This window comes from Micromonospora sp. LA-10 (genome assembly GCF_051853095.1).
Classification (GTDB): domain Bacteria; phylum Actinomycetota; class Actinomycetes; order Mycobacteriales; family Micromonosporaceae; genus Micromonospora; species Micromonospora echinospora_A.
Map to the genome: position 1 here is coordinate 4112108 of NZ_CP195710.1, position 26003 is coordinate 4138110.

The window sequence follows — 26003 nt, forward strand, 5'->3', positions numbered from 1 at the left end:
TAACCTTCCTTCACTCATGACCAGGAGTTGTCGATGCGTGAACGGTCCAGCGTCGGGCTCGGCCTGGCACTGCTCTCCGCGGTCACGTTCGCGACCTCGGGCACGTTCGCCCGTCCGCTGATCACCGGCGAGTGGTCGGCGGTGGCGGTGGTGATCGCCCGGGTCGGCATCGCCGCGCTGGTCCTCGCCGTGCCCGCCGTGCTGGCCCTGCGCGGCAAGTGGTCGGTGCTGCGCCGCAACGGCGTCACAGTGCTGCTGTTCGGGCTGCTCGGCGTCGCCACGGCGCAGGCGTGCTTCTTCAACGCGGTCCGCTACCTACCGGTCGGCGTGGCGCTGCTGCTGGAATACCTCGGCATCGTGCTGGTCGTCGGCTGGATGTGGCTCGTCCACGGGCAGCGCCCGCGAGCGCTGACGGTGGCCGGCTCGATCACCGCCCTGTGCGGGCTGGCGCTGGTCCTCGACCTCACCGGCGCCGGCCGCCTTGACCCGGTGGGCGTGCTGTGGGGTCTCGGCGCCGGTGTCGGCCTGGCCGGCTACTTCGTCATCGCCGGGCGACTCGACGCCGAACTGCCCTCGGTCGTGATGGCCAGCGGTGGCATGGCGGTCGGCGCACTGGCGCTGCTCCTGCTCGGCGGCCTCGGGGCGCTGCCACTCACCGCCGGCACCGCCGACGTCACCTTCGCCGGGCACCAGGTGAGCTGGCTGGTCCCGATCGCCGGGCTGTCGCTGATCGCCGCGGTGGTCGCGTACCTGGCCGGTGTCGCGGGAACCCGGCTGCTCGGCGCACGGCTGTCCTCCTTCGTGGGGCTGACCGAGGTGATGTTCGCGGTGCTGATCGCCTGGCTGGTGCTCGACGAACTGCCCAGCCTCATCCAGCTGGCCGGTGGCGTGCTCATCCTCGGCGGTGTCGCCCTGGTCCGGGCGGACGAACTGCGGGGCACACCATCGGCATCGGTGACGGCGCCGACCGAGCCGGCGCTGACCGGCGAACGATGAGCGGGCCGCGCGGCGCCGTCGTCTTCGACGCCGACGAGACCCTCGTCGACCTGCGCCCGGCGGTCACCGGCGCGCTCGTCGCCGTACTCGAGGAGATGCGGCGGCGGACCCCGGCGGCGGCCGGAGTGTCGCTCGCGGACCTCGAGGGGGACTGGGGTGCGGTGTTCGGCGCGCTCAGCGCCGCCCCGGTGCAGGAGATCCGGCGGGCCGCCCTGGCCCGCTCGCTGGCCCGGGCCGGGCTGGAGGCGGACCTGGACGAGTTCGCGGAATTGTTCTTCGCCCGCCGGTACGCGCTGAGCCGGCCCTTCCCCGACGTGCTGCCCGCGCTGGCGGCGCTGCGCCCGCACCACGTGCTGGGCTTCGCCACGAACGGCAACAGCCGCACCGAACGCTGCGGCCTCGCCGGGCAGTTCGCCTTCGAGGTGTACGCGCACGAGGGCGGCCTGCCCAAGAAACCGTCGCCGGAGTTCTTCGCGGCGGTGACGGCGGCCGCCGGACTGCCCGCCGCGCGCATCGTCCACGTGGGCGACTCGCCGGAGCACGACGTTATCGCCGTCCAGCGGGCCGGACTGCGTGCCGTCTGGCTCAACCGGGGCGGGCTTCCCCGGCCTCGGGGCCTCGAACCCGACGCCGAGGTGTCCACACTTGCCGGACTGTCCACCGTGCTCAACACCTTGACAAGCGCGAATGCCTAGTTGCGGCCGATAACGGACGTCGATCTGGCGGAACCCGCTCCCGTGATGTGGGATGACACCACGTCCCTCAACGAGAGGATCTGATGTGGTGAGCAAGCGCTTCACCATCGGCGCGGTCGCGGCTGCGGCCTCGCTGGCACTCACGGTGACCGGCCTGGGGATCCCGGCGAACGCCGCGCCGTCGGACACCCGGACCTTCACCGTGCTGGCCGAGAGCGGCGTGTCCACCGACACCGCGATCGCCGCGATCACCGCCGCCGGCGGCAAGGTCGTCGCCCGCACCGACGACGTCGGCCTCTTCCAGGTCAGAAGCGACCGGGCGGACTTCGCCAGCCGGGCCACCGCCGCCGGCGCCCTGGTCGGCGCGGCCGAGGAGAAGGCGATCGGCCGCAAGCCGAAGCTGGACCGGGTCGAGCAGGAGAACCTGCTGGCCGCCGCGGCGACCAAGGGCAAGGTCGCCAAGGGCAAAGCCAAGAAGATGGACCCGCTCGACGACAAGCTCTGGGGTCTGGACATGATCCGGGCCGACGAGGCCCGCAAGATCGAGCCGGGTGACCGCCGGGTCACCGTCGGCGTGCTGGACACCGGCGTCGACGCCAGCCACCCCGACCTGGCGCCGAACTTCAACTGGGCGCTGTCGCGCAACTTCGCCCCGGACATCCCCGAGGTCGACGGCCCGTGCGAGGTGGCGAGCTGCGTCGACCCGGTCGGCACCGACGACGGCGGGCACGGCACGCACGTGGCCGGCACCATCGGCGCCGCCGCCAACGGCTTCGGCCTCTCCGGCGTGGCGCCGAAGATCTCGCTCGTCGAGCTGAAGGGTGGCCAGGACAGCGGCTACTTCTTCCTCAACCCCGTGGTGAACGCCCTGGTGCACGCGGGCCGCTCCGGGCTGGACGTGGTGAACATGTCCTTCTACGTCGACCCGTGGCTCTACAACTGCACCGCCAACCCGGCCGACTCGCCGGAGGCGCAGGCCGAGCAGCGCACCGTCATCGAGGCCATGAAGCGGGCGCTCAACTTCGCGCACCACAAGGGCGTCACGCTCGTCGGCTCGCTCGGCAACAACCACGAGGACCTGGGCGCGCCGCGCACCGACGTGAGCAGCCCGGACTACGGCGCCGACCCGTACCCGCGCCCGATCGACAACGCGACCTGCTGGGACCTGCCGGTCGAGGGCCCGCACGTGATCGGCGTGTCGTCGGTCGGCCCGTCCGGCAAGAAGGCCGACTACTCGAACTACGGCACCGAGCAGATCTCGGTGGCGGCGCCGGGTGGCTGGTTCCGCGACGGCTTCGGCACCGACACCTTCCGCACCGACGCCAACATGATCCTCTCCACGTACCCGAAGAAGGTGCTCCAGGAGGAGGGCTCGGTCGACGAGAACGGCAACATCGTCGCCGGCTTCGAGAACTCGGTGTTCAAGCAGTGCACCACCAAGGGTGAGTGTGGCTACTACACCTACCTGCAGGGCACCTCGATGGCGTCCCCGCACGTCTCCGGCGTGGCGGCGCTGATCGTCAGCAAGCACGGCAAGAAGCAGGGCCGGGACGGCTTCGGCATGGCGCCGAGCCTGGTCGAGCAGCACCTCTACCGGACGGCGGCCGAGCACGCCTGCCCGGAGCCGCGGCTGCAGACCTACACCAACGAGGGCCGGGACGCCGAGTTCGACGCGTACTGCGCGGGCTCGCTGAACTTCAACGGCTTCTACGGCTACGGCATCGTCGACGCTTACGCCGCGGTGAAGACCCCGGTCAAGCCCAACGTGCGACCGTAACAACCGTTTCCCCGAGGTGGCGGCGTCCGGATCACCCGGACGCCGCCACCTCGGCGTTCCGGGGTGCGTCACGGCGGCGGGTGTCACGAGGGCTGGCGGGCTTGCGGCCGGTGCGGCGGCGGGCGACGTCACGGGCGCCACCCCCGGGCCACCAGGGCGGCGCGGATCTCCCGGACCAGGGCGGGGAACTCCTTGTGCAGACGGCGGCCGGTCACGTGCAACACCAGCCAGCCGGCCTCGACGAGCTGGTTGAGCCGCCGCCGGTCGAGGTGCATCCGGTCCGCGTCGGAGTGCCACTGACCGTCGTACTCGACCGCGACCCGGAATTCCGGCCAGGCCAGATCTGGGTGCAGGAGCAGACCGGTCGACACGCGCACCGGATGCTGGGCCACCGGACGCGGCAGGCCGGCGAAGACGAGGCGTACCCGCAGGTGGGACTCGGGCGGGGACTGGGCCAGCCCGTCGGTCAGACCGAACACCCACGCCGCACGCCGCCCACCGGGACGACAGGCGTTCCGGGCCGCCTCGCTCGCCAGCGCTGAGCGGTTCACCGAACCGGTACGCAGCAGCCCGTCGATGATGCTGACCGCCTTCACCGGATCGGCCCAGACCGCGGTCTCCCAGGCACAGGCCACCGGCTCGGTACGCGGCGGCGGTCCGGCCAGGATCATCGCCGCGCCGAGGGACGACGGTGCGAACGGGTTCGATGCCGCGCTTGAGGGTGAGGTGGCCGGACCGGGCGGTCCGGGCCGAGTGCGGAGGTCGGCCGGGTCCGGCGATCTGGTCCGGCCCGGTGCGCCCGGTGGGTGGTTCGCCGCCGACGGTGCCACGACGGGCGACCTCGTGCCTGTATGTGGGTTCATACCTGCGGGCGAGTTCGAGCTGGCGGGTGGGCTCGTGTCGGCGGGTGGGCTCGTTCGCGCGGGTGCGGTGGCGCCGACGGGGACCAGGAGGCCGCTGCGGGTGCTCGACATCGGGGCGTGGTGCACCCGGACACCCGGCTGGGAGTCGGCCCGGACCGTGGCCGGCAGCAGGACGTGCACGTCGTCGGTGAAGTCGGCGGCGTGCTCGACTCCGTGCAGGTAGGCCGCCGACGGGCCGGCGATCGCCGCGCCGGGTGGCATGCGTAGCAGCGCGGCGCGGCAGGCCAGCGCGTGGTCGCGGTCGAGCCGCGCGTCGGCGTAGACGTCCTGTCGGAGCCGGATCCAGGACGCGCCCCGCAGGTGGTGCCGGGACAGCAGCCCGCGCCGGATCGCTTCCGAGCCCCGGAAGACCTGCCAGGCCAGCTCCGGTGGCCGATGAGGATGAGGTGGCATGTGACGAGCGTGGCGGCGCACGGGTCGAGATCGATACCCCTGTGGACAGCCGCAGCCGTGCCGCCCGCCGCGCCCTGTGGACAACCCCCGACCGGCCCTGTCCGTGTGCTATGGCCCGCGATCTGTCCATGATCCACTCCACTTCGGGGAAGTGGCGGTATCCGGGCCGCCTTGATGCAGCCACTTCGCCGAACTGGCGTGAGGGTGTAGGGGAGGCGGGTTCGAGGTGCTGATGTAACCACCTCGGCCTGATGGCGCAAGGGTGTCCGGAGGGGTTGGCTCGGGTGCGCGGATGCAACCACCTCGGCGTAGTGGCGTGAGGGCCCTGGGGTGGGTTGGGCCGTGTGGCCGCCCGGCGTTCTGAGCTGCCTTGATCGACTCCACTTCGGGGAGGTGGCGGCATCGGGGCCGTGTTGATGCAGCCATTTCCGCGAGCTGGCGTGAGGGTGTGTGGATGGACGGTTCGACCCGCGCTGACGCAGCCACTTCGGCGTAGTGGCGTGAGGGCTCTGGGATGGGCTGGGCCGTGGGGCCGCGCGGGTGTCTTGAGCCGGATTGATCGACTCCACCTCGGGGAAGTGGCGGTATCCGGGCCGCCTGGACGCAGCCACCTCCCCGAGCTGGCGCGAGGACCTACGTGGGTCAGGAGAGCGCGGCGGCGACCGCCTCGGCGGCGGCTGTCACCTGGGCACCGACGTCCGCCACGTCGAGCGGGGTCAGCGACACCACCCCGACACTGCCCTCCAGGCCGGGCACACCGAGCACCGGCGCGGCCACCCCGTACGCCCCGGACTGGAGCTCACCGCTGGTGCTCACCGGACCCGGATCGCCGGCCCGCCCGGCCAGCACCGCACGGCCGGCGGCGCCCCGCTCCAGCGGGTGCCGGGTGCCGGTCCGGTACGCCACGTGGAACGACGTCCAGCTCGGCTCGACCACCGCCAGCGCCACCCCCTCACCGCCCTCGACCACTGTCAGGTGGGCGGTCGCGCCGGTGCCCTCGGCGAGCCGGCGCAGCGCGGGCAGCGCTCCCTCGGCGAGCAGCGGCTGGGCGCGGCGGGCCAGGTGCAGCACGCCCACGCCGATGCGCAGGCGGCCCTCGCCGTCGCGCCGGAGCATGCCGTGGCCGGTCAGCGCGCCGACCAGCCGGTAGACGGCGGCCCGGCCGATGCCCAGCCGGTGGGCGGCCTCGGTGACGGTCAGGCCGCCCGGCGCGTCCGCAACGAGGTGCAGCAGGCGCAGACCCCGGTCCAGGGTCTGTGCGGTCTCTCCGGGGCGCGCCGCCGTGTCCACAGCACGCAGCGTACGACCCGGCTCCGGCCAACCTCGAAATGTGCGGACGGCTACCCTTGTGAGGTGACGCTACGCCTGTATGACACCGCCACCCGATCGGTGCGGGACTTCGTCCCGCGGGAAGCCGGCAAGGTGGGGGTCTACCTGTGTGGTCTCACGCTCCAGGCCCCGCCGCACATCGGCCACCTTCGTTCCGGCGTCAACTACGACGTGCTGCGCCGCTGGCTGCTCGACAAGGGCTTCGAGGTCACGTTCATCCGCAACCTGACCGACATCGACGACAAGGTGCTGGCCAAGGCGATGGAGCAGGGTCGGCCGTTCTGGTCGATCGCGTACACCAACGAGCAGATCCTCGCCGCCTCCTACCGGGCGCTCAACGTGCTCCCGCCGACGTACGAGCCGCGGGCCACCGGGCACGTCCCGGAGATGCACGAGCTGATCGCCCGGTTGATCGAGACCGGTCACGCCTACCCGGCCACCGACGGCTCCGGCGACGTCTACTTCGACGTGGCCTCGTGGCCCGCGTACGGCTCGCTGTCGGGCCAGTCCCCGGCGGACATGCAGCCGGCCGGTGACGCCCCTGACCGGGGCAAGCGGGATCCGCGCGACTTCGCGCTCTGGAAGGGTGTCAAGCCGGGCGAGCCGGCCGACGCCTCGTGGCCGTCGCCCTGGGGTCGTGGCCGCCCTGGCTGGCACATCGAGTGCTCGGCCATGTGCTGGCGCTACCTGGGCCCCGAGTTCGACATCCACGGCGGCGGGCTCGATCTGACGTTCCCGCACCACGAGAACGAGATCGCCCAGTCGCAGGCGGCCGACCTGCCGTTCGCGCGTTACTGGGTGCACCACGGCCTGCTCGGCATCGGCGGCACCAAGATGGGCAAGTCGCTGGGTAACACGCTCGACCTCGACTACGTGGCCTCGCTCGGGGTGCGCCCGGTCGAGCTGCGCTACTACTACGTCGCTGCGCACTACCGGTCCCGCATCGACTACTCCGAGGACGCGCTGCGTGAGGCCGCCGTCGCGTACCGGCGGGTCGAGGGCTTCGTGCAGCGGGCGGCCGAGCGGGTCGGCGGCGGCCGGCCCGGCGACCTGCCGGCTGCGTTCGTCGCCGCGATGGACGACGACCTGAACACCTCGGCGGCGCTGGCGGCGCTGCACGAGGTGGTCCGCGACGGCAACACTGCGCTGACCGCCGGTGACGATGTGACCGTCCGCACGACGCTCGCCGCCACCCGGGCGATGCTGGATATCCTCGGCGTCGACCCCCTGGACCCGGCCTGGACCGGCGGCGGCCGCACGGACGATCTGCGCGGCGTGGTGGATTCCCTGATCGCGCTGGCCCTGGAGCAGCGCGCGCAGGCCCGGGGCCGCAAGGACTGGGCCGCCGCCGACGCCGTACGCGACCAGCTCAAGCAGGCCGGCGTGGTCGTCGAGGACACCCCCCAGGGCCCGCGTTGGACTATTGGAGAGCAGGACTGATGGCCGGCAACTCGCAGCGCCGTGGCCGGCGACTGACGCCGAAGGCGGGCGCCCCCAAGGGCACCGGAGGCAAGAACAAGGACTCGCTCGCCGGGCGGGGTCGCACGCTTCCCGCCGACGAGCGGCCGTGGCACAAGGCGTACTCGGGCACCGAGAAGCTGCCCCAGCGCACCGCCTGGAAGCAGGACAAGGAGCGCCGCGCAGCCGCCGAGGAGGGCCGCGCGCCCAAGATCGGCCAGCCCGGCACCAAGGACACCACCTGGGGCAAGGGCGGTGGCCGAGGCACGCCCACGACGAAGGGCCGGGGCGGAAAGCCAGCCGGCCGGGGCGGTCCGCGGGTCGCGCCGGGCCGCAAGGCCAACCCGGCGAAGGACAGCCCTGAGCTGCTGGTCGGGCGCAACCCGGTGCTGGAGTCGCTGCGCACCCAGGTGCCGGCGACCGCGCTTTACACGGCGCTGGGCATCGACGTCGACGACCGGGTCAAGGAGATCGTCCGTACCGCAGCCGACCGGGGCATCGCGATCCTGGAGGTCAGCCGCGCCGAGCTGGACCGGATGACCGGCGGGGTGCTGCACCAGGGTGTCGGCCTCCAGGTGCCGCCGTTCGCCTACGAGCCGTTCGACGACCTGGTGGCCGCGGCGCTGGAGCAGGCCGCCCCGCTGCTGGTCGCGCTGGACGGGGTCACCGATCCGCGTAACCTCGGCGCCGTCATCCGGTCGGCCGCCGCGTTCGGCGCGCAGGGTGTCTTCGTACCCGAACGGCGTGCCGCCGGGATCACCGCGACCGCCTGGCGGACCAGCGCCGGCGCGGCCGCGCGTGTGCCCGTCGCGCAGGTCACCAACCTGACCCGGTCGCTCAAGGCGTGCAAGGACGCCGGCTTCGTCGTGGTCGGCCTGGACGCCGACGGGCAGACCGACCTGTACGACCTGGAGGCCGCCGTCGGCCCGCTGGTCGTGGTGGTCGGCTCGGAGGGGCGCGGCCTGTCCCGCCTGGTCGGCGAGACCTGCGACCTGACCGTCAGCATCCCGATGGTCTCCGCCGTGGAGTCGCTCAACGCGAGCGTCGCCGCCGCGGTCACGCTGGCCGAGGTCGCGCGCCGCCGGTCCGTCGAGGTCTGATCGAGAGTACGAAGAAGGGGCGGTCCGCCGTGGCGGGCCGCCCCTTTTCGCGTACGTACGTCAGATCCGCTGGCCGGTGGTGGCGTGGAAGACGTGGCTGCGGCCGGTACGCGGCTTGACGAACACGGTGTCGCCCATGTTCGGCATGCTGCGCCGGTCGGTACGGACCACGAAGCGCTCGTTGTGGCCCTCCAGCGCGGCGTGGCCGTAGACGTTGGCGTCGGAGCCAAGGTCCTCGACCAGCTCGACCACGACCGGCATGCCGCCCTCGGACGGGCTGACCAGGTCGCAGTCCTCCGGCCGGAAGCCGACGGTGACCTTGCCGTCGCCGCCCTCGGCGCTGGCCGCCTGGACCTGCTCGCGGGTCAGCGGCACGATCATCTCGGCGAACGCGCCGCCCTGGTCGGTCAGCTTCACCGTCTTGATGTTCATGGCCGGGGAGCCCATGAAGCCGGCGACGAAGACGTTGGACGGGGTGTCGTAGAGCGCCCGCGGGGTGTCCACCTGCTGGAGCACGCCGTCCAGCATGACCGCCACCCGGTGACCCATGGTCATGGCCTCGACCTGGTCGTGGGTGACGTACACGGTGGTGACGCCCAGCTTCGCCTGCAGCGAGGCGATCTGGGTACGGGTCTGGACACGCAGCTTGGCGTCGAGGTTCGACAGCGGCTCGTCCATGAGGAAGACCTGCGGCTCGCGGACGATCGCGCGGCCCATGGCGACACGCTGACGCTGACCACCGGAGAGCGCCTTGGGCTTACGGCCGAGGAACTCCTCCAACTGGAGCAGCCCGGCAGCCTCCTTGACCCGCCGGTCGATCTCCGACTTCGAGGTCTTGCGCAGCTTGAGCGCGAACGCCATGTTCTCGTACACCGTCATGTGCGGGTAGAGGGCGTAGTTCTGGAAGACCATCGCGATGTCGCGGGCCTTCGGCGGGAGGTGCGTGACGTCGCGGTCGTCGATGTAGATCGCGCCGTCGTCGACGTCCTCCAGGCCGGCGAGCATCCGCAGGCTGGTGGACTTGCCGCAGCCGGACGGGCCGACCAGGACGAGGAACTCCCCGTCACCGATCTGGAGGTCGAGCTGGTTGACGGCGGGGCGCTCGGTGCCCGGATAGATCCGGGACGCCTTCGAGTAGGTGACCGTAGCCATGATGGAGCGCTTCCTTTCACCGGCAGGAACGTGCCGGACGATCCGAGTGAAGGAGCGACCGGCGCCCAAGGCACCGGCCAACGGGGTCGTCGCTCAGGCAGCCGAAGCCCGCCGGAGTGTCGTCCGTGTCACTGCACGGTAAACGGCTTTCGCGATCGTGCCAAGACGTGGCGCTCCGGATGGGATGGACGGCATACGCATAACGGTCAGCAGGGCACTGGGAGGCATCAATCTCCCCGCTGGGAGCGCGCCCGGGTGATGATCCATCGGCCACCCCGGTCGGGATACCGACGTTTTCCGTGCTCGGGAGCCCTGCGAGGCGGGATTTCCGGGGCTCAGTCGCTATGCTGAGCCCGACGCACGCGCCCCTGTAGCTCAGCTGGCCAGAGCACTCGCCTTGTAAGCGAGATGTCGCCGGTTCGATCCCGGCCGGGGGCTCCAATTCCACAGGGCGATCCCGGCGGGTAGCCGTCGTGATCCCCGGCTGACAGCAACGCCGACAGCGAGCGGCGGCACGCCGATTTCCTCTGCCGCCCTGGTCCGCGAGGAACATGCCGGTCACGCCCAGGACCACGGCGACCGCGAGCACCTACATCCTCGGTCGCGGCTCCCGCACGAAGTAGGTGGCCGCGCCAACGCACCGCCGAGGATCGACACGGCGTACCGCGGGGGCGGCCTGCCCGATGAACGGCATCCAGATGTGAGTCACGCCGATCCGAGTCGGCGAATCGGCGACGAGTTCGCCGCGATGCTCGACAACCGGACAGCTGTTCTTTACAGGGACGGTGATCGATGGACATGGTCGTCAGGGAAGGTTGCTGTCCCCTCCTCGACGAAAGGCCGCCGCCATGCCGATCACGTCCGCCACCCCCACCACACGTGCCAGGCGCCGTGCCGCCGCGCTCACTGTCGCCGCCCTCGCGGCCGCCGTCCTCGCCGTCGTGAACGGACAGCCGGCCTCGGCCACCCCTCCCGGCATCCCCTCCCAGGCAACGGCGCAGTCGCAGCTCAACGCCCTGACAGTGGCAGCGCAGGGCTCGATGGCCGGCTACTCGCGGGACCTGTTTCCGCACTGGATCACCATCACCGGCGCCTGCAACACCCGCGAGCAGGTCCTCAAGCGTGACGGCACGTCCGTCGTGGTAAACAGCTCCTGCGCCGCTACCTCCGGCCGCTGGTACAGCCCCTACGACGGTGCGACCTGGTACGCCGCCTCCGACGTCGACATCGACCACGTCGTGCCGCTGGCGGAGGCGTGGCGGTCCGGAGCCAACTCCTGGACCACGAGCCGCCGGCAGAGCTTCGCCAACGACCTGACCCGCCCGCAACTGATTGCGGTCACCGACAACGTCAACCAGGCCAAGGGCGACCAGGACCCGTCCACGTGGCAGCCGCCCCTGACGTCGTACCGCTGCACCTACAGCAAGATGTGGATCACCGTGAAGTACAACTGGGGCCTGACGCTCCAGTCCTCCGAGAAGTCCGCGCTGCAGAGCATGCTCAACACCTGCGCCTCCTGACCGCAGGAGCCGCCGCTCGGGCCGGATGACAGCAACGCGCACACCGGGGGCCGCCCCGCCCGGTGGTTTCCCACCGGGCGGGGCGGCCGACAACGGGTGGTCCGGGTCAGGGCGCCTCGACCGTGCTGACTGTGAACGTGATGCGGTTGTCCGCCGGGTCGACGTCCGGAGCGATCGCCCGGGACAGGTGGAACTGGATGTCGACCGGGCCCAGCTCGCCGACCGGAGTGTCGGCGGGTGCGTTGACGACCAGGGTGAGCGAGCGCTCCTCGCCGGTCATGAACGCGCCGCCCTCGACGCAGTTGATCCCGCAGCTCTCGGTCCACGGCTCCCAGACGCCGTCCGGCACGCGCTCCACGGCGTACCAGACGGAGTCGTGCGGTGCGTCGCCGGCGTACCGCAGGGTGACCGGCAACCGGCCCTCGAACATGCCGTCGGGCTGCCGCACCAGGGTGACGGCGTCGGGGGCGGTCACCCGCAGGTCCGGCTGCCTGTCACGCACGTAGGGCCGGGGGTCGGCGAGTGAGCCGGTGGTCGAGCGGAAGCGGGTCGAGAAGGTCTCGTCGGTCACTGTGGTGCCGTCGACGTTGACGGCGAGGCGGCCCGCCCCGGCCTTCATCGCGTAGGGGCGCGTCGGGGTCAGGACCGCGAAGTCGATGGTGAAGCTGCGCCGTTCACCCGGGTTCAGCTCGCCTCCGGGCACGTTGCACTCGACCTGGGTCCGCCCGTCGGGGAGGACGTCTCCGCTGCTGTTGCAGCTGATGCCCCACTCGACGTTCTCGTACGAGCCGGGGATCGGCTCGGTGATCACGTAACTGGCCCGGCCGGGCTCGGCGCCACGGTAGGTCAGGTCGACCTTGAGCGAGCCGCGGTAGCCGCGCTCGGTCGGCTCCAGCACGAGCCGGTCGGCCACCGAGGCCATCGACGGCCGCGCGGCCGCCGAGGCAGGTGCCGTCGCGACGGGCAGCGCCGCGACCAGACCGACCAGTCCGGCCAGGGCGGTGAGTCGTCTGATGTGCATCAAGAACCCCCGTTCTTCGGTCCGCGGCGGGCGATCCCCCGCGAACGAATCGATGCTCGCATCTGCCGTCGGTATGCGTGGTCCCGCTATGACATCGGGTAACCGACACGGCTTTGGTGCAACCGCGCGGCGACTGGCACGTAAGCGCAGGTCATCAGCGGTGATCAGAGCATCGGGCGCCGTTTCGGTAGGCTGGCCGGCGATGAGCCGTGCCGTCGAGGAGTCCAACCGGGCCATGCTGCGGGCCCGGGACGCGATGGACCGGGCATACGCGCAGCCGCTGGACATCGCCGCGCTGGCCCGGATCGCCCACGTGTCCGAGGCGCACTTCATCCGTACCTTCCGGGCCACCTTCGGCGAGACGCCGCACCGCTACCTGCAGCGCCGCCGGGTGGAGCGGGCCATGGCCCTGCTGCTGGAGACCGACCGGGACGTCACCGACATCTGCCTCGCCGTCGGCTTCAACAGCCTCGGCACGTTCAGCCGGACGTTCCACGGCATCGTCGGTGAGTCGCCATCGGCCTTCAGGCGTCGCCGGACCGCGCCGCCGGACGTGCCGAGCTGCTTCGCCAAGTCCTGGACCAGACCGAGCAGTTTTGGATAAGCAGCAGGTCAGGCCGCTGCTCTAGCGTCATCGGCATGACGATGACTTCGACTTCCCGCTCGCAGATCTACGTGCTCGACCAGGACGAGGCGCTCGACTTCTACGTCGGGAAGCTGGGCCTGGAGGTCAGCACCGACCAGGACCTCGGCTTCATGCGCTGGCTCACCGTGAACGTGCCGGGCGACCCGGGCCGGGAGATCCTGCTGGAGAAGCCGGGACCGCCAGCCCTGGACCCGAAGACCGCCGAGCAGGTCCGGGAGTTGCTGACCAAGGGCGCCGCGGGCGGCTTCCTCTTCTTCACCACGGACGACGCGCACAAGACGTACGCGGATCTGGTCGCCAAGGGCGTGGAGGTGACCGACGAGCCGACCGACCGGCCGTACGGGATCGACTTCGGCATCCGTGACCCGTTCGGCAACCGGATCCGGATCGGGCAGATGCACCAGGGCCGGTGAACGGCGCGGCGGCGGGCTAGTCTCGCGGTCCCCGACCGTGGAGGTGCCGATGCCCAGCCGCCTGCTCTACCTGGTCCGCCACGGCGAGCAGGACCGGCCGGAGGAGGAGGCGGACACCGGCCTGTCGGAGCGCGGCCGCAGGCAGGCGACGCTGCTGGGGGAGCGGCTGCGCGGCACGCGCTTCGCCGCCGTACACCATGGGCCGGCCCGCCGGGCCGCGGAGACGGCCGCGCTGGTCGCGGCGTCGCTGCCGGATGTTCCGGTACGCGAGGACGACCGGGCCGGCGACCACATGCCGCACGACACCGACCCGGCCGGCCTGCCCGAGCGGTATGCGGCGTTTCTGGCCGGGTTCACCGAGCGGGAGCGGCGTGACGGGCCGCGTGTGACGGCGGAGGCGGTGGCGCGGTTCGCCACCGCCCCCGCGGAGGGTGACGTACGCGAGTTGGTCGTCACCCACAACTTCCTGGTCGCCTGGCTGGTGCGGGACGCGCTGGAGGCGCCGGAGCGCCGCTGGATCGGGCTCAACCACCAGAACTGCGGGCTCACGGTGATCCGCTACAGCTCGGGTGGCCCGCCGACGCTCGTCGCGCTGAACGACGTCGCCCACCTGCCACCCGAGCTGCGTGCCACCGGCCTGCCCGACGACTACCGGTTCTGACCCGGCGCTCAGGCAACCAGTTTCACCACGGCGTCGGCCACGGCGCGGGCGGACTGCGGGTTCTGGCCGGTCACCAGGCGGTCGTCGACCACCACGTGCTCGGTGAAGTCGGGCGCCGCCACGTGCTGCGCACCGGCCTCGGTGAGCTTGTCGGCGAGCAGGAACGGCACCTCGTCGGTGAGGCCGACGGCCGCCTCCTCGCTGTTGGTGAAGCCGGCCACCCGCTTGCCGGCGATCAGGCGCGAGCCGTCGGTGAGCGTGAGGTTCACCAGCGCCGACGGGCCGTGGCAGACGGCGGCCACCACGCCGCCGCGCTCGTAGACCGAGCGGGCGATCCGGGCCAGGTCGGGGTCGTCGGGGAAGTCCCACATGGTGCCGTGTCCCCCGGCGAAGAGGATCACGTCGTACCCGGCCGGGTCGACGTCGGCGGCCTTCGGGGTGTCCGTGACGCCGGCGGTGGCGAGGAAGTCGTTCTGGGTGCTGTCGTTCTCGTCCCGGCCGTCGACCGGCGGCTCGCCGCCGGCCACGGAGACCAGGTCGACGTCGTACCCGGCGGCCCGGAACACCTCCCACGGCTCGGCGGCCTCGCCGACGTAGTAGCCGGTGGAGCGGCCGGTGCCGCCCAGCTCGGAGTGACTGGTCAGGGCGATGAGTGCACGAGTCATGCCTTCCATGCTGGCCCTGTCGCCGGTCCGCCGGCCATAGGCCGATGTCACAGCCGGATCGGGTTTGAAATCGGCGCCGGTCAGCCGGTGGCGCCGTTGAGCAGGTCCACCACCTGCGCGGTGACGGCCGGCGGCTTGGCCTGCGGCGGGCAGTCCACGTAGCTGACCTGGTTGGGCCCGACGGTGAGCCGGTAGCTGAACGCGTCGGCGCACATGGTCGGCGGCACGGTGACGGCGGCCTCGGCGGCCAGCCGTGGGTCGGCCGCGAGCTGCCGCAGCCGGGTGAGTTCCTCCGCGGCGAGTTCCCCCTCGCGGGAGCCGCCGGCGCGGTCGGTGCGGGTCCAGTGGCCGTCCGGCCCGACCCGGACGGTGTCGGTCAGTCCGGCGATGCCGCCCGACTTCACGAGCACGACCTCGACGGCGGGCAGCGCGGTGACCTGCGGCAGCGTCGCCGGTGGCGCGTCGGTGCGGGCGCAGCCGGCGAGCGGGACGAGAAGGGCGGCGACGGCCGCCACGGCGGGGGCAGCTCTCATACCGGTTCGGACGCGCGACGGGACCACCCGGTTCCGGCCCACCGGTCCTCCTCATCCGTTCGGTCAGTGTCTCCGGCGGGTTCTCGCCAGCCTCTTTCACGTTCTTCGATGTATCGCTATATCTACATCAGTGACTACCCCCGTCACAACTTCGCCTTCCAGGAGGGCCCGTGAAAAGATCCGTCGCCGCCGTCAGCGCAGCGCTGCTCACCAGCAGCGTGCTGGCCTGCGTCACCACCTCGGCGCAAGCGGCCGCGCCCAGCGCCCCCAGCCCCGAGACGTCGGCCGTAGCCCAGGCCGCGAGCCTGCTGCGCGCCAACCCCGGCGTCGTCAAGGGCGCCAGCGGTGAGGCCTATCAGGCCGTCCGCACCAAGGTCGACCCCTCCGGGGCGGCGCACACCCGGTACAGCCGGACCTACCAGGGTCTCCGGGTGTACGGCGGTGACTTCGTCATCCACACCGCCCCGAACGGCACCATGACCAGCGCGTCGGTCAGCCTCGACGCCCCGCTGACCCTGAGCACCACCGCGAAGGTCGGCGCGGAGGCGGCCAAGGCCAGCGCCCGCAAGACGTTCTCCGGCTCGCTCACCTCCCTCGGCGCGCCGGAGCTGTTCGTCGACGCCAGCAGCGGCAAGGGCCGCCTCGCCTGGGAGACCGTCGCGACGGGCTGGAAGGCGGACAAGCAGACCCCGTCGAAGCTGCACGTCGTCACCGACGCCACCACCGGCAAGGTGATCGGCTCGTACGACGAGATCGAGACGGTGGCCGGCACCGGCCAGGGCATCTACACCGGCTCGGTCACCATCGACACCACGCTCTCCGGCAGCACGTACCAGATGATCGACCCGGTGCGCGGCAACGGCCGTACCTGCGACATGAACAACGGGACCTCCACCTGCACCACGTTCACCGACGCGGACAACGCGTGGGGCAACGGCGCCACCTCGAACCGGCAGTCGGCCGCCGTGGACGCGCACTTCGGCGCCGCCAAGACGTTCGACTACTTCAAGAACATCCACGGCCGCAACGGCATCTTCGGCAACGGCCAGGGCGTGCCGAGCCGGGTGCACTACGGCAACAACTACGTCAACGCGTTCTGGGACGGGTCCCAGATGACCTACGGCGACGGCTCGGGCAACTCCCGCCCGCTGGTCTCGCTGGACGTCGCCGGCCACGAGATGAGCCACGGCGTCACCGAGGCGCTGGCCGGGCTGGTCTACTCCGGCGAGTCCGGTGGCCTCAACGAGTCCACCAGCGACATCTTCGGCAACATGGTGGAGTTCTACGCCGCCGCGCCGAGCGACCCGGGTGACTACCAGGTCGGTGAGAAGATCAACATCAACGGCAACGGTACGCCGCTGCGCTACATGTACAACCCGTCGCTGGACGGCTCGTCCGACTCCTGCTGGTCCACCAGCACGAAGAACAAGGACGTGCACTACTCCTCCGGCGTCGGCAACCACTTCTTCTTCAACCTCGCCGAGGGCACCGGCGCCACCGCGTACGGCACCTCGCCGGTCTGCGGCTCGGCCCCGGCGGTCACCGGCATCGGCCGCACCAAGGCGGAGAAGATCTGGTACCGGGCGCTCGACGTGTACTTCACCTCGAACACCTCGTACGTCAACACCAGCAACCCGGCCAACACCGCCCGCGCGTACACCCTGCGGGCCGCGACCGACCTGTACGGCAACTGCTCCACCGAGTACAAGACCGTCCAGGCCGCCTGGACCGCGGTGAACGTCGCCGGCAACGACGCGCCGTGCAGCTCCACCGGCAACGACTTCTCCGTCTCGCTCTCGCCGACCGCCGGGTCGGTGACCGCTGGCGGTTCCGTCACCGCCACCGTCGCCACGTCCACCACCAGCGGCACCGCGCAGACCGTGACGTTCTCCGCGTCCGGCCTGCCGACCGGCGCCACCGCGTCGTTCAGCCCCTCCTCGGTGACCTCCGGCGGCTCGTCCACGCTCACCATCTCCACCAGCTCCAGCACGCCGACCGGCACCTACTCGGTGACCGTCAACGGCAGCGCGGCGTCCGGCGCGAAGACCGCCACGTACTCGCTGACGGTGAACGGCACCGGCGGCGGCTGCACCGGCGCGGGCCAGAAGCTCGGCAACCCCGGCTTCGAGTCCGGCAACACCGTCTGGACCTCCACCTCCGGCGTGATCGGCCAGTACGGCTCGCAGGGCCAGCCGACCCGCACCGGTACGTGGAACGCCTGGCTGAACGGCTACGGCAGCACCCGCACCGACTCGCTGTCGCAGTCGGTGAGCCTGCCGAGCGGCTGCTCCGCGTACACCTTCTCGTTCTGGCTGCACATCGACTCGGCCGAGACCACCAGCAGCGTCCAGTACGACAAGCTGAACGTGCAGGTGCTCAGCTCCTCCGGTTCGGTGCTGGCCACGCTGGCGACCTACTCGAACCTGAACAAGGCCAGTGGCTACAGCCAGAAGTCGTTCTCCCTGGCGTCGTACGCCGGGCAGACCGTCACGCTGAAGTTCACCGGCACCGAGGACAGCTCGCTGCAGACCTCGTTCGTGCTCGACGACACCGCGGTCAACGTCTCCTGACCTGACCGCCCGACCCCGGGGCCCGGCGGCCACCCCACGCGGGTGGTCGCCGGGCCGCGCCCGTTACGGTCGCACCATGTCCGACGCGGAACTCACGGTCAGGGTGGACGGCCCGGTGGCAACGGTGGTCATCCACAACCCGGCCCGGCGCAACGCCATGACCCCGGCCATGTGGCGGCAGCTTCCGGTGCTGCTCGACGGCCTGGAGGCCGACCCGGCGGTACGGGCGCTGGTGCTCACCGGCGCCGCCGGCACGTTCTGCGCCGGGGCCGACCTCGGCGACCTGGACGAGCTGCTGGCCGCCGGTGACGGCAGCATCGCGGTGGCCGCCGAGGAACGCCTCGCCGCGTTCGGCCGTCCCACTGTCGCCGCGATCGAGGGCGCCTGCGTGGGCGGCGGCTGCCAGCTCGCCGTCGCCTGCGACCTGCGCCTGGCCGCCGCGGATGCCCGGTTCGGCGTACCCCCGGCCCGGCTCGGCCTGGTCTACCCGGCGCCGACCACCCGCCGGCTGGCCGCGCTCGTCGGCCCGTCCGCCGCCAAGCACCTGCTGTTCAGCAGCGAGCTGATCGACGCCGAGCGGGCGCTGCGGATCGGCCTGGTGGACGAGGTGCTGCCGGCCGGGGAGCTGGCCGGGCGGGTGGCGGCGCTGACCGCCACCATCGCCGAGCGCTCCCGCCTGACGGTGGCCGCCGCCAAGGAGATCGTCGACGGGCGCGCCGACGCCGACCGGCTCGCGTGGTGGCACGGCCAGGTGCGGGACAGCGGCGAGGCCCGCGAGGGCGTGGCGGCCATGAACGAGCGCCGGCCGCCGCACTTCGGCTGGACCCCGCCGGAAACCCGCTGACCACCCGGGCGGACGGGGCCGGCGGGCGCCGCGCCGGGGCGTACCCCCGACACCGCCCCCTGTGCCCGCCGGCCGTCCGTCACCGCGCCAGCGCGGCCCAGCTCGGCGTCACCGGCGCCCGCCGCAGCGGCATGCCCGCCTCGGCCGGGGTCCGGTCACCCTTGCGCTGGTTGCACGCGTAGCAGGCGGCGGTGGTGTTCCCCCAGGTGTTCCGGCCACCGCGCGAGCGGGGCAGGATGTGGTCGATGGTGCCGGCCGCGCCGTCGCAGTAGGCGCAGCGCCGCCGGTCGCGCGCCAGCACCCCGGCCCGCGACCAGGCCGGGCCGGCGCTGAACCGCCAGCGGGTCACCACGTACCGGACGAGGCGCACCACGCGCGGCAGCGGGAAGACGCCGATCACCCGGTCCGGCTCGGCCTCGTGGATCTCGGCGACCCGGCGGCAGAGCATCCGGATGGCGTGCTTGACGGTGACCCGGTGCAGCGGGCCGAGGTCGGCGTTGACAACGAGGACGGCGTCCACCGGGCTCTCCCTTCACGATCGGCGGTACGGCGACGAAAAAGCCGCCCGGTCCACGGGACCGGGCGGCGACGACGGGGACACGCGAGGCGCGTCAGTCGTGCCCTCCGGGCCAGGGACCGTGTTCCCGGCAGCCGTCGCCGAGCAGCCACGACGTCATCGTGGTGGCGTGTCGCAGCGACATGGACGGCTCCCGTAGCGGTGGTTGACCTTGCGTGGTCACGGTAGATCGATTCGGGAATCGTGGGCAACGTATTTCGATCCGTCCTCGGCGGGTCTCCGCTGCCGTCCGGCCCGTCCGGCGCTCCGGGCGGCGGCGAGCGGCCGGTCGATCCGGGCGGTCATCTGCACCACCAGTTCGCTGTCCAGCAGCGGGCGGTTCACCTCGGCGGCCACCGACAGCGTCGGCGTGGAGATCGACCGCCAGATCGCGGTGAGCCCGGCGCCGAGGCCGACGAGCGCCACCGCCGCCCGGGTGGTGGGGGAGCCGGCCGCGGCGGCGGCGCTGACGCCCACCACCGCCAGCAGCACCACCAGCAGTGGCGCCAGCACCGGCCAGAAGATGCCCCGGGCCGCCTGCGCCACCAGCTTCCGGTCCCGGATGACGACGTTGCGGGCGATCACCGCCCAGTTCTCCTCGTCCAGCAGGTCGCGCGGGTGCAGGCCGCCGGTGAGCACGTCCTGCCACAGGTCGCCCTGGTTGCGCAGCTCGCGGGCGAGGTCGGCGAGCCCGGCCTCGCCCGGGTCGCCCACGGTGGCGCGGCCGACAGCGGTGGCCCAGGCGGCGAGCGAGCGGCGCACCACAGCTGCCGAGTACGGCGGCAGCACGCTCGCCAGCTCGTCGAGCCACCTGCTGATCTGGAGGTGCCGGCCACCGAACCGGCCGGGCAGCCGGTCGGCGTCTCCGCGCCGCACCGTGTCGGCGAGCGAGCGCCCCAGCCGGTACGCCACACCCACCCGGTGGTTCGTCGCCATCGTCCACCGCAGCACGTCGATGTTGAGGTCGTCGAGCGCGAGCAGCAGCGGCTCCCGGTCGGGGCCGGTGACGCGGCGGGCGGCGGCCGTGGACGGCAAGGTACGACCGGCCGGGGTGAGCGGCGCGATCTGGGCCAGCGACACATCCACGCCGTCCAGGTACATGCCGAGCCGGTGCCACCCGGCCAGCTCGGTCAGGTTCGACAGTTTCGGCGGCGCGGCCACCGGCCGGTTCCCGTCGTCGGTCAGGTCGGCGGTCTGCGCGTGGTTATAGGCGTCCGCCATCGACCAGCCGAGTCGCAGCGCGGTGACCACCGCGGTCCGCTCGTCCCGTGGTGTCCCGTGCTCCTCGTCGCGCCGCTCGCGCGTCGCGGTGCTCACCGCCCGACCTCCCGTGTCACCGGATCAGTCGAGCGTAGAGGCGTTTTTGTCCGCTTAAGGGTGTTTTGAAGGGGTGCGACCGGCCAGCAGGCCGCGCGGCCGGATCGAGCGCACCGGCTCGGCCGCCGCGCCCTCGGCCCGCAGGATGTGATTGGCGGCGATGATCCCGGTAGCAGCCGAACGTTCCATCAGCGCGCTCGGGAACTCGGTACGGATGCCGTCCCCGGCCAGGTAGAGGCCGGATGCGTCGGTCTCCACCCCGGGACGCCCGGCGTGGCTACCCGGAGTGAACGCCGGGGCCTGCGCCTCGACCCGGGCCCGCAACTCGCGTACCCGCAGATCGCCCACCTCCGGCCAGAGCACTGTCAGCTCCCGCAGCATCCGCGCCGCCAGCTCGTCGGCCGGCACGTCCGGCTCGCAGGCGTACGCGTGCAACTCCACCACCGAACCGCCGGTCCGCCCGGCCCAGCGGCGGGGCTCGTCCTCCAGCCGGTGGTAGAGCGTCACCGAGTCCAGCGTCGGCTGCCGGGAGACGCCGCTGAACACCGCCCGGTCCGGGCGGACGTCCCCGTCCATCCAGTAGCGCGCCACCGCGTACGGCGGCCCGGGTTTGCCGAACGCGGGCATCCGCGCCACCAGCTCGGGCGCCGCCGCGACCAGGCCGGGCGAGGCGGCGACCAGCGCGGCGAGCGCCGGCGGGTCCACCGCGAGCACCACGTGCGGCGCCTCCCAGACGTCGCCGTCCGCGCCGGTGACGCGCCAGCCGAGCGGGGTACGGTCCAGCCGGGTGGCCGGAGCGCCGGTCAGCACCCGGCCGCCGTGCTTCTCCACGTGGCGGGTCAGCGGCTCCCAGATCGCCGTCGCGTAGTCCCGGTCCGGGCAGTCGAACGCCAGCCCCTCGGGGTTGCCCAGCAGATAGAAGTGGAACTGGGCGATCATCTCGGCGGCCGACATCTCCGCCTCGTGGTTGAAGAACGAGTGCGAGAAGACCTCGAAGAGCATGGCCCGCGCCCGGTCCGGCAGCCGCAGCGAAGTGAGCAGCTCGTCAGCCGTGCGCTCGTCGAACTCCTCGTAGGTGCGCACCGGGTCGTAGGTGAGCAGCGGCAACGCGGCGTCCCGGTCCATCGACCGCAGGTCCGCCAGGCGCAGGCTGGGACTGCGCAGCAGCAGCGCCAGCAGGTTCGCGGGCGGCGCGGGCGGCAGTTTGCCGAACTCCTCGGTCGGCCACTGCTCGGACAGGATCGGGTAGCCCGGGATCGGCTTCAGGAAGCCCAGCGCCGGGTCGACGCGGCGCAGGATCGACCGCCAGTTCCAGTACTGCCGGAAGAACGCGTGAAAGCCGTGCTCGTTGCGCTGGGCGCCGTCGGGCAGCTCCTCCGGCCACGCGCCGAGCCGGCCGCCGAGGTGCGGCGCGGCCTCCAGCACGGTCACCGCCACCCCGCGCTCGGCCAGCACCACGGCCGCCGACATGCCGGCGATGCCGCCACCGACCACCAGCGCCGGGACCGGTCGCGGCACGCGGGGGGCGCCACCGCCGCCCGGGTCCACCACGTGCTCGCGTACGCCGATCAGGCGACCTACCACTTGCGACAGACCCACGGGGCTTCCTCCAGTCGGTGGTCCCCCCAGTCTGCCCGAGGTGAAAGGAAGGGGCCCTTTTTAACGCATAGGGATGTGCGGGGGCCCTTCTTAACGCGCCGGCGGTCCCCGCGCTGCGGGCGCCGCGCGGGCATGGGGGGAGGGTGTTAACAAGGGGCCCTTCCTCTACCGGAGGCGTTAAGAAGGGGCCCTTCCTTTCACCCGAGGCAGCGGCGGGGGCGGTCGGACGGGGGCCAGACGTACTCCAGGTCGGGGGAGACGTCGGTGAACACCTGTGCGTAGTGGACGGGGTCCTTGCGCAGCAGCGAGGAACGGTGGCTGCGGTGCAGGTCGTCGCGGCCCAGCCAGGGCGGCAGCTCACCGACTTTGGCCAGCTCGTCCTGGGTGCGGATCACCGCGATCCCGCAGGCGGTGGCGAGGTCGGTGGCGAGCGTGCCGGCGCAGGTGTCGGCCCGGCCGGGCTCGCACCACACCGCGCACATGTCCAGCCCGTACCGGGTCAGCGCCTCCTCGTACCCGGCCCACATCTTCACCGCCGGGTGGTTGCGCCAGCCGTAGTCCGGCCGGGTCAGGCCGCGCAGCACCTGGATCGTCTCCACGCGCTGCTTGCCCAGCCGCTTCTGGTCCAGCGTCCGGGCGCTGGCCAGGAAGTCCGGATACGGCAGGAACGTCTGCATGCCGGCGCTCTACCCGTACCCGGCCCCACCATGCGTTCATGATCGCCGGGGCTGCGCACATCGCGAGCGGCTGACTACGATCCGGACATGGCCGAGCCACTGCGTGACCGCGCGCGCCGCGCGACCGGCTGGCGGCTCCGGATGAACGGTGACGAACGCCCCCACTTCGTGGTCTGCGGGTCCGATCCGCTCGCCTACTGGGTGGTCCGGTCGCTGCTCGCCACCGACAGCGCCGAGGGGCGGGTGCGGGTCACGCTCGTGGTGCCGGCCCGCCGCCGGTCCGAGGGCCCGGACGGGCGGGACGTGCCGGGGGTACGGGTCGTCACCGCCGAACGGCTCGACGAGGCGGCGTTCCGCCGGGCCGGGCTGGCCGGCGCGGCCGGGCTGGCGCTGTTGAACCAGGACGACGTGGGCAACATGCACGCCGCGCTCTGTGCCCAGGAGGTCGAGTCCCGGCTGCGCCTGGTGGTGCGCATGTTCAACACCAACCTGGCGGACGGGCTGCGGCAGCTCTTCCCCGACTCCGCGGTGCTCTCCGACGCCTCGATGGCGGCGCCCGCGTTCGTCGCCGCCGCGCTGGGCGAGGTGGCGCCCACCCACTTCCGGCACGCCGGGCGCACGCTCTACGTGGCGCGCCGCGACGACGTACGCCCGCAGGACGTGGTCTGCGGCCTGGCCGTCACCACCGACCCGGACCTGGTGCGGGTGCTGCCCGCCGACGAGGCGGCGGCGGACGTGGTGCTGGCGGAGGCAACCGGGCGGCCGGCGGGCACCGAGGTGGCCGCGCGGCGGCTGGTACGGGCGCGGCGGCGACGGCAGCCGGGGGCGGTGCTGCTGCGCGCGGTCCGCCACTTCGCCACCCGCAAGATCGGTATCGCGGTGCTGGTGCTGCTCGGGGTGATCGCGGTGCTGGGCTGGCTCAACGCCCGGGCCGCCGACGTCAGCTGGAGCGAGGCGGTCTACCTGACGCTGGTCACCACGCTCACCGGCCAGGACCCGGACGTCAACAAGCCGGTCGCCGCCCAGGTCATGCAGGTGGTGCTCAACCTGGCCGGGCTGGCGCTGATCCCGCTGATCACGGCGGCAGTGGTCGACGGCGTCGTCAACGCCCGGCTGGCCCTGCACGCGGGGCGGGTCCAGCCGGACCGTTCCGGGCACGTGGTGCTGGTCGGGCTGGGCAACATCGGCACCCGGGTGATGGCCCAGCTGCACGACTTCGGCGTCGAGGTGGTGGCGATCGACCGGAACGCCGACGCGCGGGGCGCCGCGCTGGCGCACCGGCTGGGCGTGCCGCTGATCGTCGGCGACGCGGGCCGGGAGGAGACGCTGCGGTCCGCCTCGGTCGACACCTGCCAGGCGCTGGTGGTGGTCTCCACCGACGACGGGACGAACCTGCGTGCCGCGCTGATCGCCCGGTCGCTGGACCCGGACCTGCGGGTGGTGCTGCGGTTGTTCGACGGCGACTTCGCCGAACGGATCCAGCAGGCGTTCGGCATCGGCATCTCGCGCAGCGTGTCCTATCTGGCCGCGCCGTCGTTCGCGGCGGCGCTGCTGGACCGCGCGGTCGTCGCCACCATCCCGGTCGACCGGCACGCGCTGCTGGTCACCGAGGTGCCGGTGGTGGCGGGTTCGCCGCTGGACGGGCGTCCGCTGAGCGCTGTGGCCCGGCCCGGCGAGGTACGTCTGCTCGCCTACACCCGGCCGAACCAGAAGGCCGACTGGACGGCCGACCCGCGCATGGTGATCCAGGCGGGTGACCGGTTGACTGTGGTGGCCCGGCGGGCCGGGCTGACCGCGCTGCTGCGGGAGACCACGCCCGCGCCGCCACCGGCGCCCGCCGGTCCACCTGCCGCGCGCCGCCCACCGGAGTGACGGCCCGCCGGATGCGTCACGGGTGGCCGGGCCGGGTCAGCCCGAGCGACGGCGGCGGACCGCGTAGCCGAGCGCGCCGAGGGCGAGCACGCCGAACCCGGCGAGCACGCTCGGCAGCGGCAGGCTGACCGCCAGCACCAGGCAGCCGACCAGCCCCAGCGCGGCGACCAGCCGGGCCGGGACGCGCCGGTCCGGGTCCGGGCCGAGCGTCAGCGCCGACGCGTTGGTGATCGCGTAGTAGACCAGCACCGTGCAGCTGGAGAAGCCGATCGCTCCGCGGACGTCGCCCACCGCGACGACGGCGATCACCACGGCGGCCACGGCCAGCTCGGCGCGGTGCGGCACCCGGTGGCGCGGGTGCACCGCCGCCAGCGCGCCCGGCAGATCCCGGCGGCGGGCCATCGCGAGTGAGGTGCGGCCGACGCCGGCGAGCAGGGACAGCAGCACCCCGGTCACGGCCACTGCCGCGCCGGCCCGGACCAGCCAGGCCAGCCCCGGGTACCCGGCGGCGGACACCACCTCGACCAGCGGCGCGTCGGTGGACGCCAGCCGGTCGGCGCCCAGCACGCCGAGCGCGACCACCGCCAGCGTCAGGTAGATCGCCAGCACCGCGCCGAGCGCCAGCGGCACCGCCCGGGGAATGGTGCGCTCCGGGTCGCGTACCTCCTCGCCGAGCGTGGCGATGCGCGCGTACCCGGCGAACGCGAAGAACAGCAGCCCGGCGGCGGTCAGCACGCCACCCACCCCGAGGTCGGCGGGGGCGGTGAGCCGGTCGGCGGCGACCTGCGGCGCGCCGGTCACCGCCACCACGGCGAGCACTGTGAGCACGACCGCGACGAGCACCCGGGTGGCGGCGGCGGTCTTGCCGATGCCGCGCAGGTTCACCACCGTCACGGTCACCACCGCGAGGACGGCGACGAGCCGCGCCCGCCCCGGCCACAGGTACGCCCCGATGGTCAGCGCCATGGCCGCGCAGCTCGCGGTCTTGCCGACCACGAAGCCCCAGCCGGCCAGGAAACCGGCGAACGGGTGCAGCCGTTCCCGGCCGTACACGTAGGTGCCGCCGGACTCGGGGTAGCGGGCGGCGAGCCGCGCCGAGCTGGTGGCGTTGCAGTAGGCGATGAAGCCGGCCACCGCCAGCGCGACGAGCAGGCCGACGCCGCCGGCCGCCGCCGCGGCGGGCGCGAAGACCACGAAGACGCCCGCGCCGAGCATCGAGCCGAGACCGATGACGACCGCGTCGGGTACGCCGAGTCGCCGTGCCAGCTGTTCCACACCGGCAGCCT

Annotated in this window: 23 protein-coding genes and 1 tRNA gene; 13 read left to right on the plus strand and 11 right to left on the minus strand. The window is 72.6% G+C overall.

Annotated features, from left to right (window positions below; genetic code table 11):
• Positions 1–33: 33 nt before the first annotated feature.
• The 3 genes from ACSDG8_RS19435 to ACSDG8_RS19445 all read left to right on the plus strand — a co-directional run bounded on the left by ACSDG8_RS19435 (position 34) and on the right by ACSDG8_RS19445 (position 3468).
• Positions 34–996: an EamA family transporter gene (locus ACSDG8_RS19435; protein ID WP_439427135.1), complete on the plus strand. Its 963-nt coding sequence runs from the start codon at positions 34–36 to the stop codon at positions 994–996.
• Entirely contained in the window at positions 993–1691 is a 699-nt protein-coding gene (locus tag ACSDG8_RS19440; protein WP_439427136.1) for an HAD family hydrolase, read from the plus strand. Before ACSDG8_RS19435 ends, ACSDG8_RS19440 begins: the two co-directional genes overlap by 4 nt.
• Before the next feature lie 88 nt (positions 1692–1779).
• The gene (locus ACSDG8_RS19445; protein WP_439427137.1) at positions 1780–3468 is read left to right on the plus strand and encodes a S8 family serine peptidase; all 1689 of its coding nucleotides are present in this window, start codon (positions 1780–1782) and stop codon (positions 3466–3468) included.
• Positions 3469–3596: 128 nt separating this feature from the next.
• Here the strand turns inward: ACSDG8_RS19445 and ACSDG8_RS19450 are convergent, their stop codons facing one another.
• Together ACSDG8_RS19450 and ACSDG8_RS19455 are read right to left on the minus strand one after the other, a co-directional pair.
• The gene (locus ACSDG8_RS19450; protein ID WP_439427138.1) at positions 3597–4784 is read right to left on the minus strand and encodes a hypothetical protein; all 1188 of its coding nucleotides are present in this window, start codon (positions 4782–4784) and stop codon (positions 3597–3599) included.
• 642 nt (positions 4785–5426) lie between these two features.
• Positions 5427–6074, minus strand: coding sequence for an IclR family transcriptional regulator (locus tag ACSDG8_RS19455; RefSeq protein ID WP_030502822.1), 648 nt, complete (start codon positions 6072–6074; stop codon positions 5427–5429).
• A 63-nt stretch (positions 6075–6137) separates the two neighbouring features.
• Here ACSDG8_RS19455 and cysS point away from each other — a divergent pair, with 63 nt between their 5' ends.
• Together cysS and rlmB are read left to right on the plus strand one after the other, a co-directional pair.
• Positions 6138–7553, plus strand: coding sequence for a cysteine--tRNA ligase (cysS, locus tag ACSDG8_RS19460; protein ID WP_210894113.1), 1416 nt, complete (start codon positions 6138–6140; stop codon positions 7551–7553).
• Positions 7553–8671, plus strand: a complete 1119-nt coding sequence (gene rlmB, locus ACSDG8_RS19465; protein ID WP_210894111.1) for a 23S rRNA (guanosine(2251)-2'-O)-methyltransferase RlmB — start codon at positions 7553–7555, stop codon at positions 8669–8671. The genes cysS and rlmB overlap by 1 nt, the downstream gene beginning before the upstream one ends.
• A 60-nt stretch (positions 8672–8731) precedes the next feature.
• On the opposite strand, the gene ACSDG8_RS19470 is transcribed toward rlmB, so the two are convergent.
• The gene (locus tag ACSDG8_RS19470; protein WP_210894109.1) at positions 8732–9823 is read right to left on the minus strand and encodes an ABC transporter ATP-binding protein; all 1092 of its coding nucleotides are present in this window, start codon (positions 9821–9823) and stop codon (positions 8732–8734) included.
• A gap of 364 nt (positions 9824–10187) precedes the next feature.
• Here ACSDG8_RS19470 and ACSDG8_RS19475 point away from each other — a divergent pair.
• A tRNA-Thr gene (locus ACSDG8_RS19475) sits at positions 10188–10264 on the plus strand.
• Positions 10265–10671: 407 nt separating this feature from the next.
• Complete coding sequence (locus ACSDG8_RS19480) at positions 10672–11343, plus strand: HNH endonuclease family protein (RefSeq protein ID WP_210894075.1); 672 nt, start codon at positions 10672–10674, stop codon at positions 11341–11343.
• A gap of 106 nt (positions 11344–11449) precedes the next feature.
• Here the strand turns inward: ACSDG8_RS19480 and ACSDG8_RS19485 are convergent, their stop codons facing one another.
• A complete protein-coding gene (locus ACSDG8_RS19485; protein ID WP_210894073.1) occupies positions 11450–12364 on the minus strand; it encodes a hypothetical protein in 915 nt (304 codons plus the stop codon).
• A 202-nt stretch (positions 12365–12566) separates the two neighbouring features.
• Here ACSDG8_RS19485 and ACSDG8_RS19490 point away from each other — a divergent pair, with 202 nt between their 5' ends.
• From ACSDG8_RS19490 to ACSDG8_RS19500, 3 genes are read left to right on the plus strand one after another with little or no spacing between them, the layout of a single operon-like run.
• The gene (locus ACSDG8_RS19490; RefSeq protein ID WP_210894071.1) at positions 12567–12968 is read left to right on the plus strand and encodes a helix-turn-helix domain-containing protein; all 402 of its coding nucleotides are present in this window, start codon (positions 12567–12569) and stop codon (positions 12966–12968) included.
• A gap of 35 nt (positions 12969–13003) precedes the next feature.
• Positions 13004–13423 (plus strand): VOC family protein, encoded by a 420-nt coding sequence (locus ACSDG8_RS19495; RefSeq protein ID WP_030502816.1) that lies wholly within the window; start codon positions 13004–13006, stop codon positions 13421–13423.
• Between the two features lie 49 nt (positions 13424–13472).
• Complete coding sequence (locus ACSDG8_RS19500; protein ID WP_210894069.1) at positions 13473–14084, plus strand: histidine phosphatase family protein; 612 nt, start codon at positions 13473–13475, stop codon at positions 14082–14084.
• Positions 14085–14092: 8 nt separating this feature from the next.
• Here the strand turns inward: ACSDG8_RS19500 and ACSDG8_RS19505 are convergent, their stop codons facing one another.
• Positions 14093–14749 (minus strand): type 1 glutamine amidotransferase domain-containing protein, encoded by a 657-nt coding sequence (locus ACSDG8_RS19505; protein WP_247678436.1) that lies wholly within the window; start codon positions 14747–14749, stop codon positions 14093–14095.
• A gap of 80 nt (positions 14750–14829) precedes the next feature.
• Positions 14830–15282: a hypothetical protein gene (locus tag ACSDG8_RS19510; protein WP_210894065.1), complete on the minus strand. Its 453-nt coding sequence runs from the start codon at positions 15280–15282 to the stop codon at positions 14830–14832.
• A 170-nt stretch (positions 15283–15452) separates the two neighbouring features.
• Between ACSDG8_RS19510 and ACSDG8_RS19515 the strand changes: the two genes are divergently transcribed.
• Complete coding sequence (locus tag ACSDG8_RS19515; protein ID WP_210894063.1) at positions 15453–17852, plus strand: M4 family metallopeptidase; 2400 nt, start codon at positions 15453–15455, stop codon at positions 17850–17852.
• A gap of 76 nt (positions 17853–17928) precedes the next feature.
• On the plus strand, positions 17929–18696 hold the full coding sequence (locus ACSDG8_RS19520; protein ID WP_210894061.1) for an enoyl-CoA hydratase/isomerase family protein: 768 nt from the start codon (positions 17929–17931) through the stop codon (positions 18694–18696).
• A gap of 79 nt (positions 18697–18775) precedes the next feature.
• Here ACSDG8_RS19520 and ACSDG8_RS19525 read toward each other — a convergent pair whose 3' ends face one another.
• The 4 genes from ACSDG8_RS19525 to ACSDG8_RS19540 form a co-directional block, all read right to left on the minus strand.
• Complete coding sequence (locus ACSDG8_RS19525; RefSeq protein ID WP_210894058.1) at positions 18776–19216, minus strand: HNH endonuclease; 441 nt, start codon at positions 19214–19216, stop codon at positions 18776–18778.
• Positions 19217–19432: 216 nt separating this feature from the next.
• Positions 19433–20569 (minus strand): hypothetical protein, encoded by a 1137-nt coding sequence (locus ACSDG8_RS19530; RefSeq protein ID WP_210894056.1) that lies wholly within the window; start codon positions 20567–20569, stop codon positions 19433–19435.
• 54 nt (positions 20570–20623) lie between these two features.
• Positions 20624–22168, minus strand: coding sequence for an FAD-dependent oxidoreductase (locus ACSDG8_RS19535; RefSeq protein ID WP_210894053.1), 1545 nt, complete (start codon positions 22166–22168; stop codon positions 20624–20626).
• Positions 22169–22365: 197 nt separating this feature from the next.
• On the minus strand, positions 22366–22845 hold the full coding sequence (locus ACSDG8_RS19540) for an MSMEG_6728 family protein (RefSeq protein ID WP_210894051.1): 480 nt from the start codon (positions 22843–22845) through the stop codon (positions 22366–22368).
• 87 nt (positions 22846–22932) lie between these two features.
• Between ACSDG8_RS19540 and ACSDG8_RS19545 the strand changes: the two genes are divergently transcribed.
• Complete coding sequence (locus ACSDG8_RS19545) at positions 22933–24717, plus strand: potassium channel family protein (RefSeq protein ID WP_374223495.1); 1785 nt, start codon at positions 22933–22935, stop codon at positions 24715–24717.
• A 36-nt stretch (positions 24718–24753) separates the two neighbouring features.
• Here the strand turns inward: ACSDG8_RS19545 and ACSDG8_RS19550 are convergent, their stop codons facing one another.
• Positions 24754–25992 carry an APC family permease gene (locus tag ACSDG8_RS19550; RefSeq protein ID WP_210894049.1) on the minus strand — a complete coding sequence of 413 codons (1239 nt, stop codon included), beginning with the start codon at positions 25990–25992 and terminating at the stop codon, positions 24754–24756.
• Between the last annotated feature and the right edge of the window lie 11 nt (positions 25993–26003).

Excerpts from the sequence above, each read along its gene's own strand:
- ACSDG8_RS19495 (WP_030502816.1), top strand. The coding sequence starts at position 13,004 with ATGACGATGACTTCGACTTCCCGCTCGCAGATCTACGTGCTCGACCAG.
- ACSDG8_RS19490 (WP_210894071.1), top strand. The coding sequence starts at position 12,567 with ATGAGCCGTGCCGTCGAGGAGTCCAACCGGGCCATGCTGCGGGCCCGG.
- ACSDG8_RS19435 (WP_439427135.1), top strand. The coding sequence starts at position 34 with ATGCGTGAACGGTCCAGCGTCGGGCTCGGCCTGGCACTGCTCTCCGCG.
- ACSDG8_RS19470 (WP_210894109.1), bottom strand. The coding sequence starts at position 9,823 with ATGGCTACGGTCACCTACTCGAAGGCGTCCCGGATCTATCCGGGCACC.
- ACSDG8_RS19510 (WP_210894065.1), bottom strand. The coding sequence starts at position 15,282 with ATGAGAGCTGCCCCCGCCGTGGCGGCCGTCGCCGCCCTTCTCGTCCCG.
- ACSDG8_RS19485 (WP_210894073.1), bottom strand. The coding sequence starts at position 12,364 with ATGCACATCAGACGACTCACCGCCCTGGCCGGACTGGTCGGTCTGGTC.
- ACSDG8_RS19545 (WP_374223495.1), top strand. The coding sequence starts at position 22,933 with ATGGCCGAGCCACTGCGTGACCGCGCGCGCCGCGCGACCGGCTGGCGG.
- ACSDG8_RS19480 (WP_210894075.1), top strand. The coding sequence starts at position 10,672 with ATGCCGATCACGTCCGCCACCCCCACCACACGTGCCAGGCGCCGTGCC.
- ACSDG8_RS19540 (WP_210894051.1), bottom strand. The coding sequence starts at position 22,845 with ATGCAGACGTTCCTGCCGTATCCGGACTTCCTGGCCAGCGCCCGGACG.
- ACSDG8_RS19440 (WP_439427136.1), top strand. The coding sequence starts at position 993 with ATGAGCGGGCCGCGCGGCGCCGTCGTCTTCGACGCCGACGAGACCCTC.
- ACSDG8_RS19520 (WP_210894061.1), top strand. The coding sequence starts at position 17,929 with ATGTCCGACGCGGAACTCACGGTCAGGGTGGACGGCCCGGTGGCAACG.
- ACSDG8_RS19505 (WP_247678436.1), bottom strand. The coding sequence starts at position 14,749 with ATGACTCGTGCACTCATCGCCCTGACCAGTCACTCCGAGCTGGGCGGC.
- ACSDG8_RS19450 (WP_439427138.1), bottom strand. The coding sequence starts at position 4,784 with ATGCCACCTCATCCTCATCGGCCACCGGAGCTGGCCTGGCAGGTCTTC.
- ACSDG8_RS19500 (WP_210894069.1), top strand. The coding sequence starts at position 13,473 with ATGCCCAGCCGCCTGCTCTACCTGGTCCGCCACGGCGAGCAGGACCGG.
- rlmB (WP_210894111.1), top strand. The coding sequence starts at position 7,553 with ATGGCCGGCAACTCGCAGCGCCGTGGCCGGCGACTGACGCCGAAGGCG.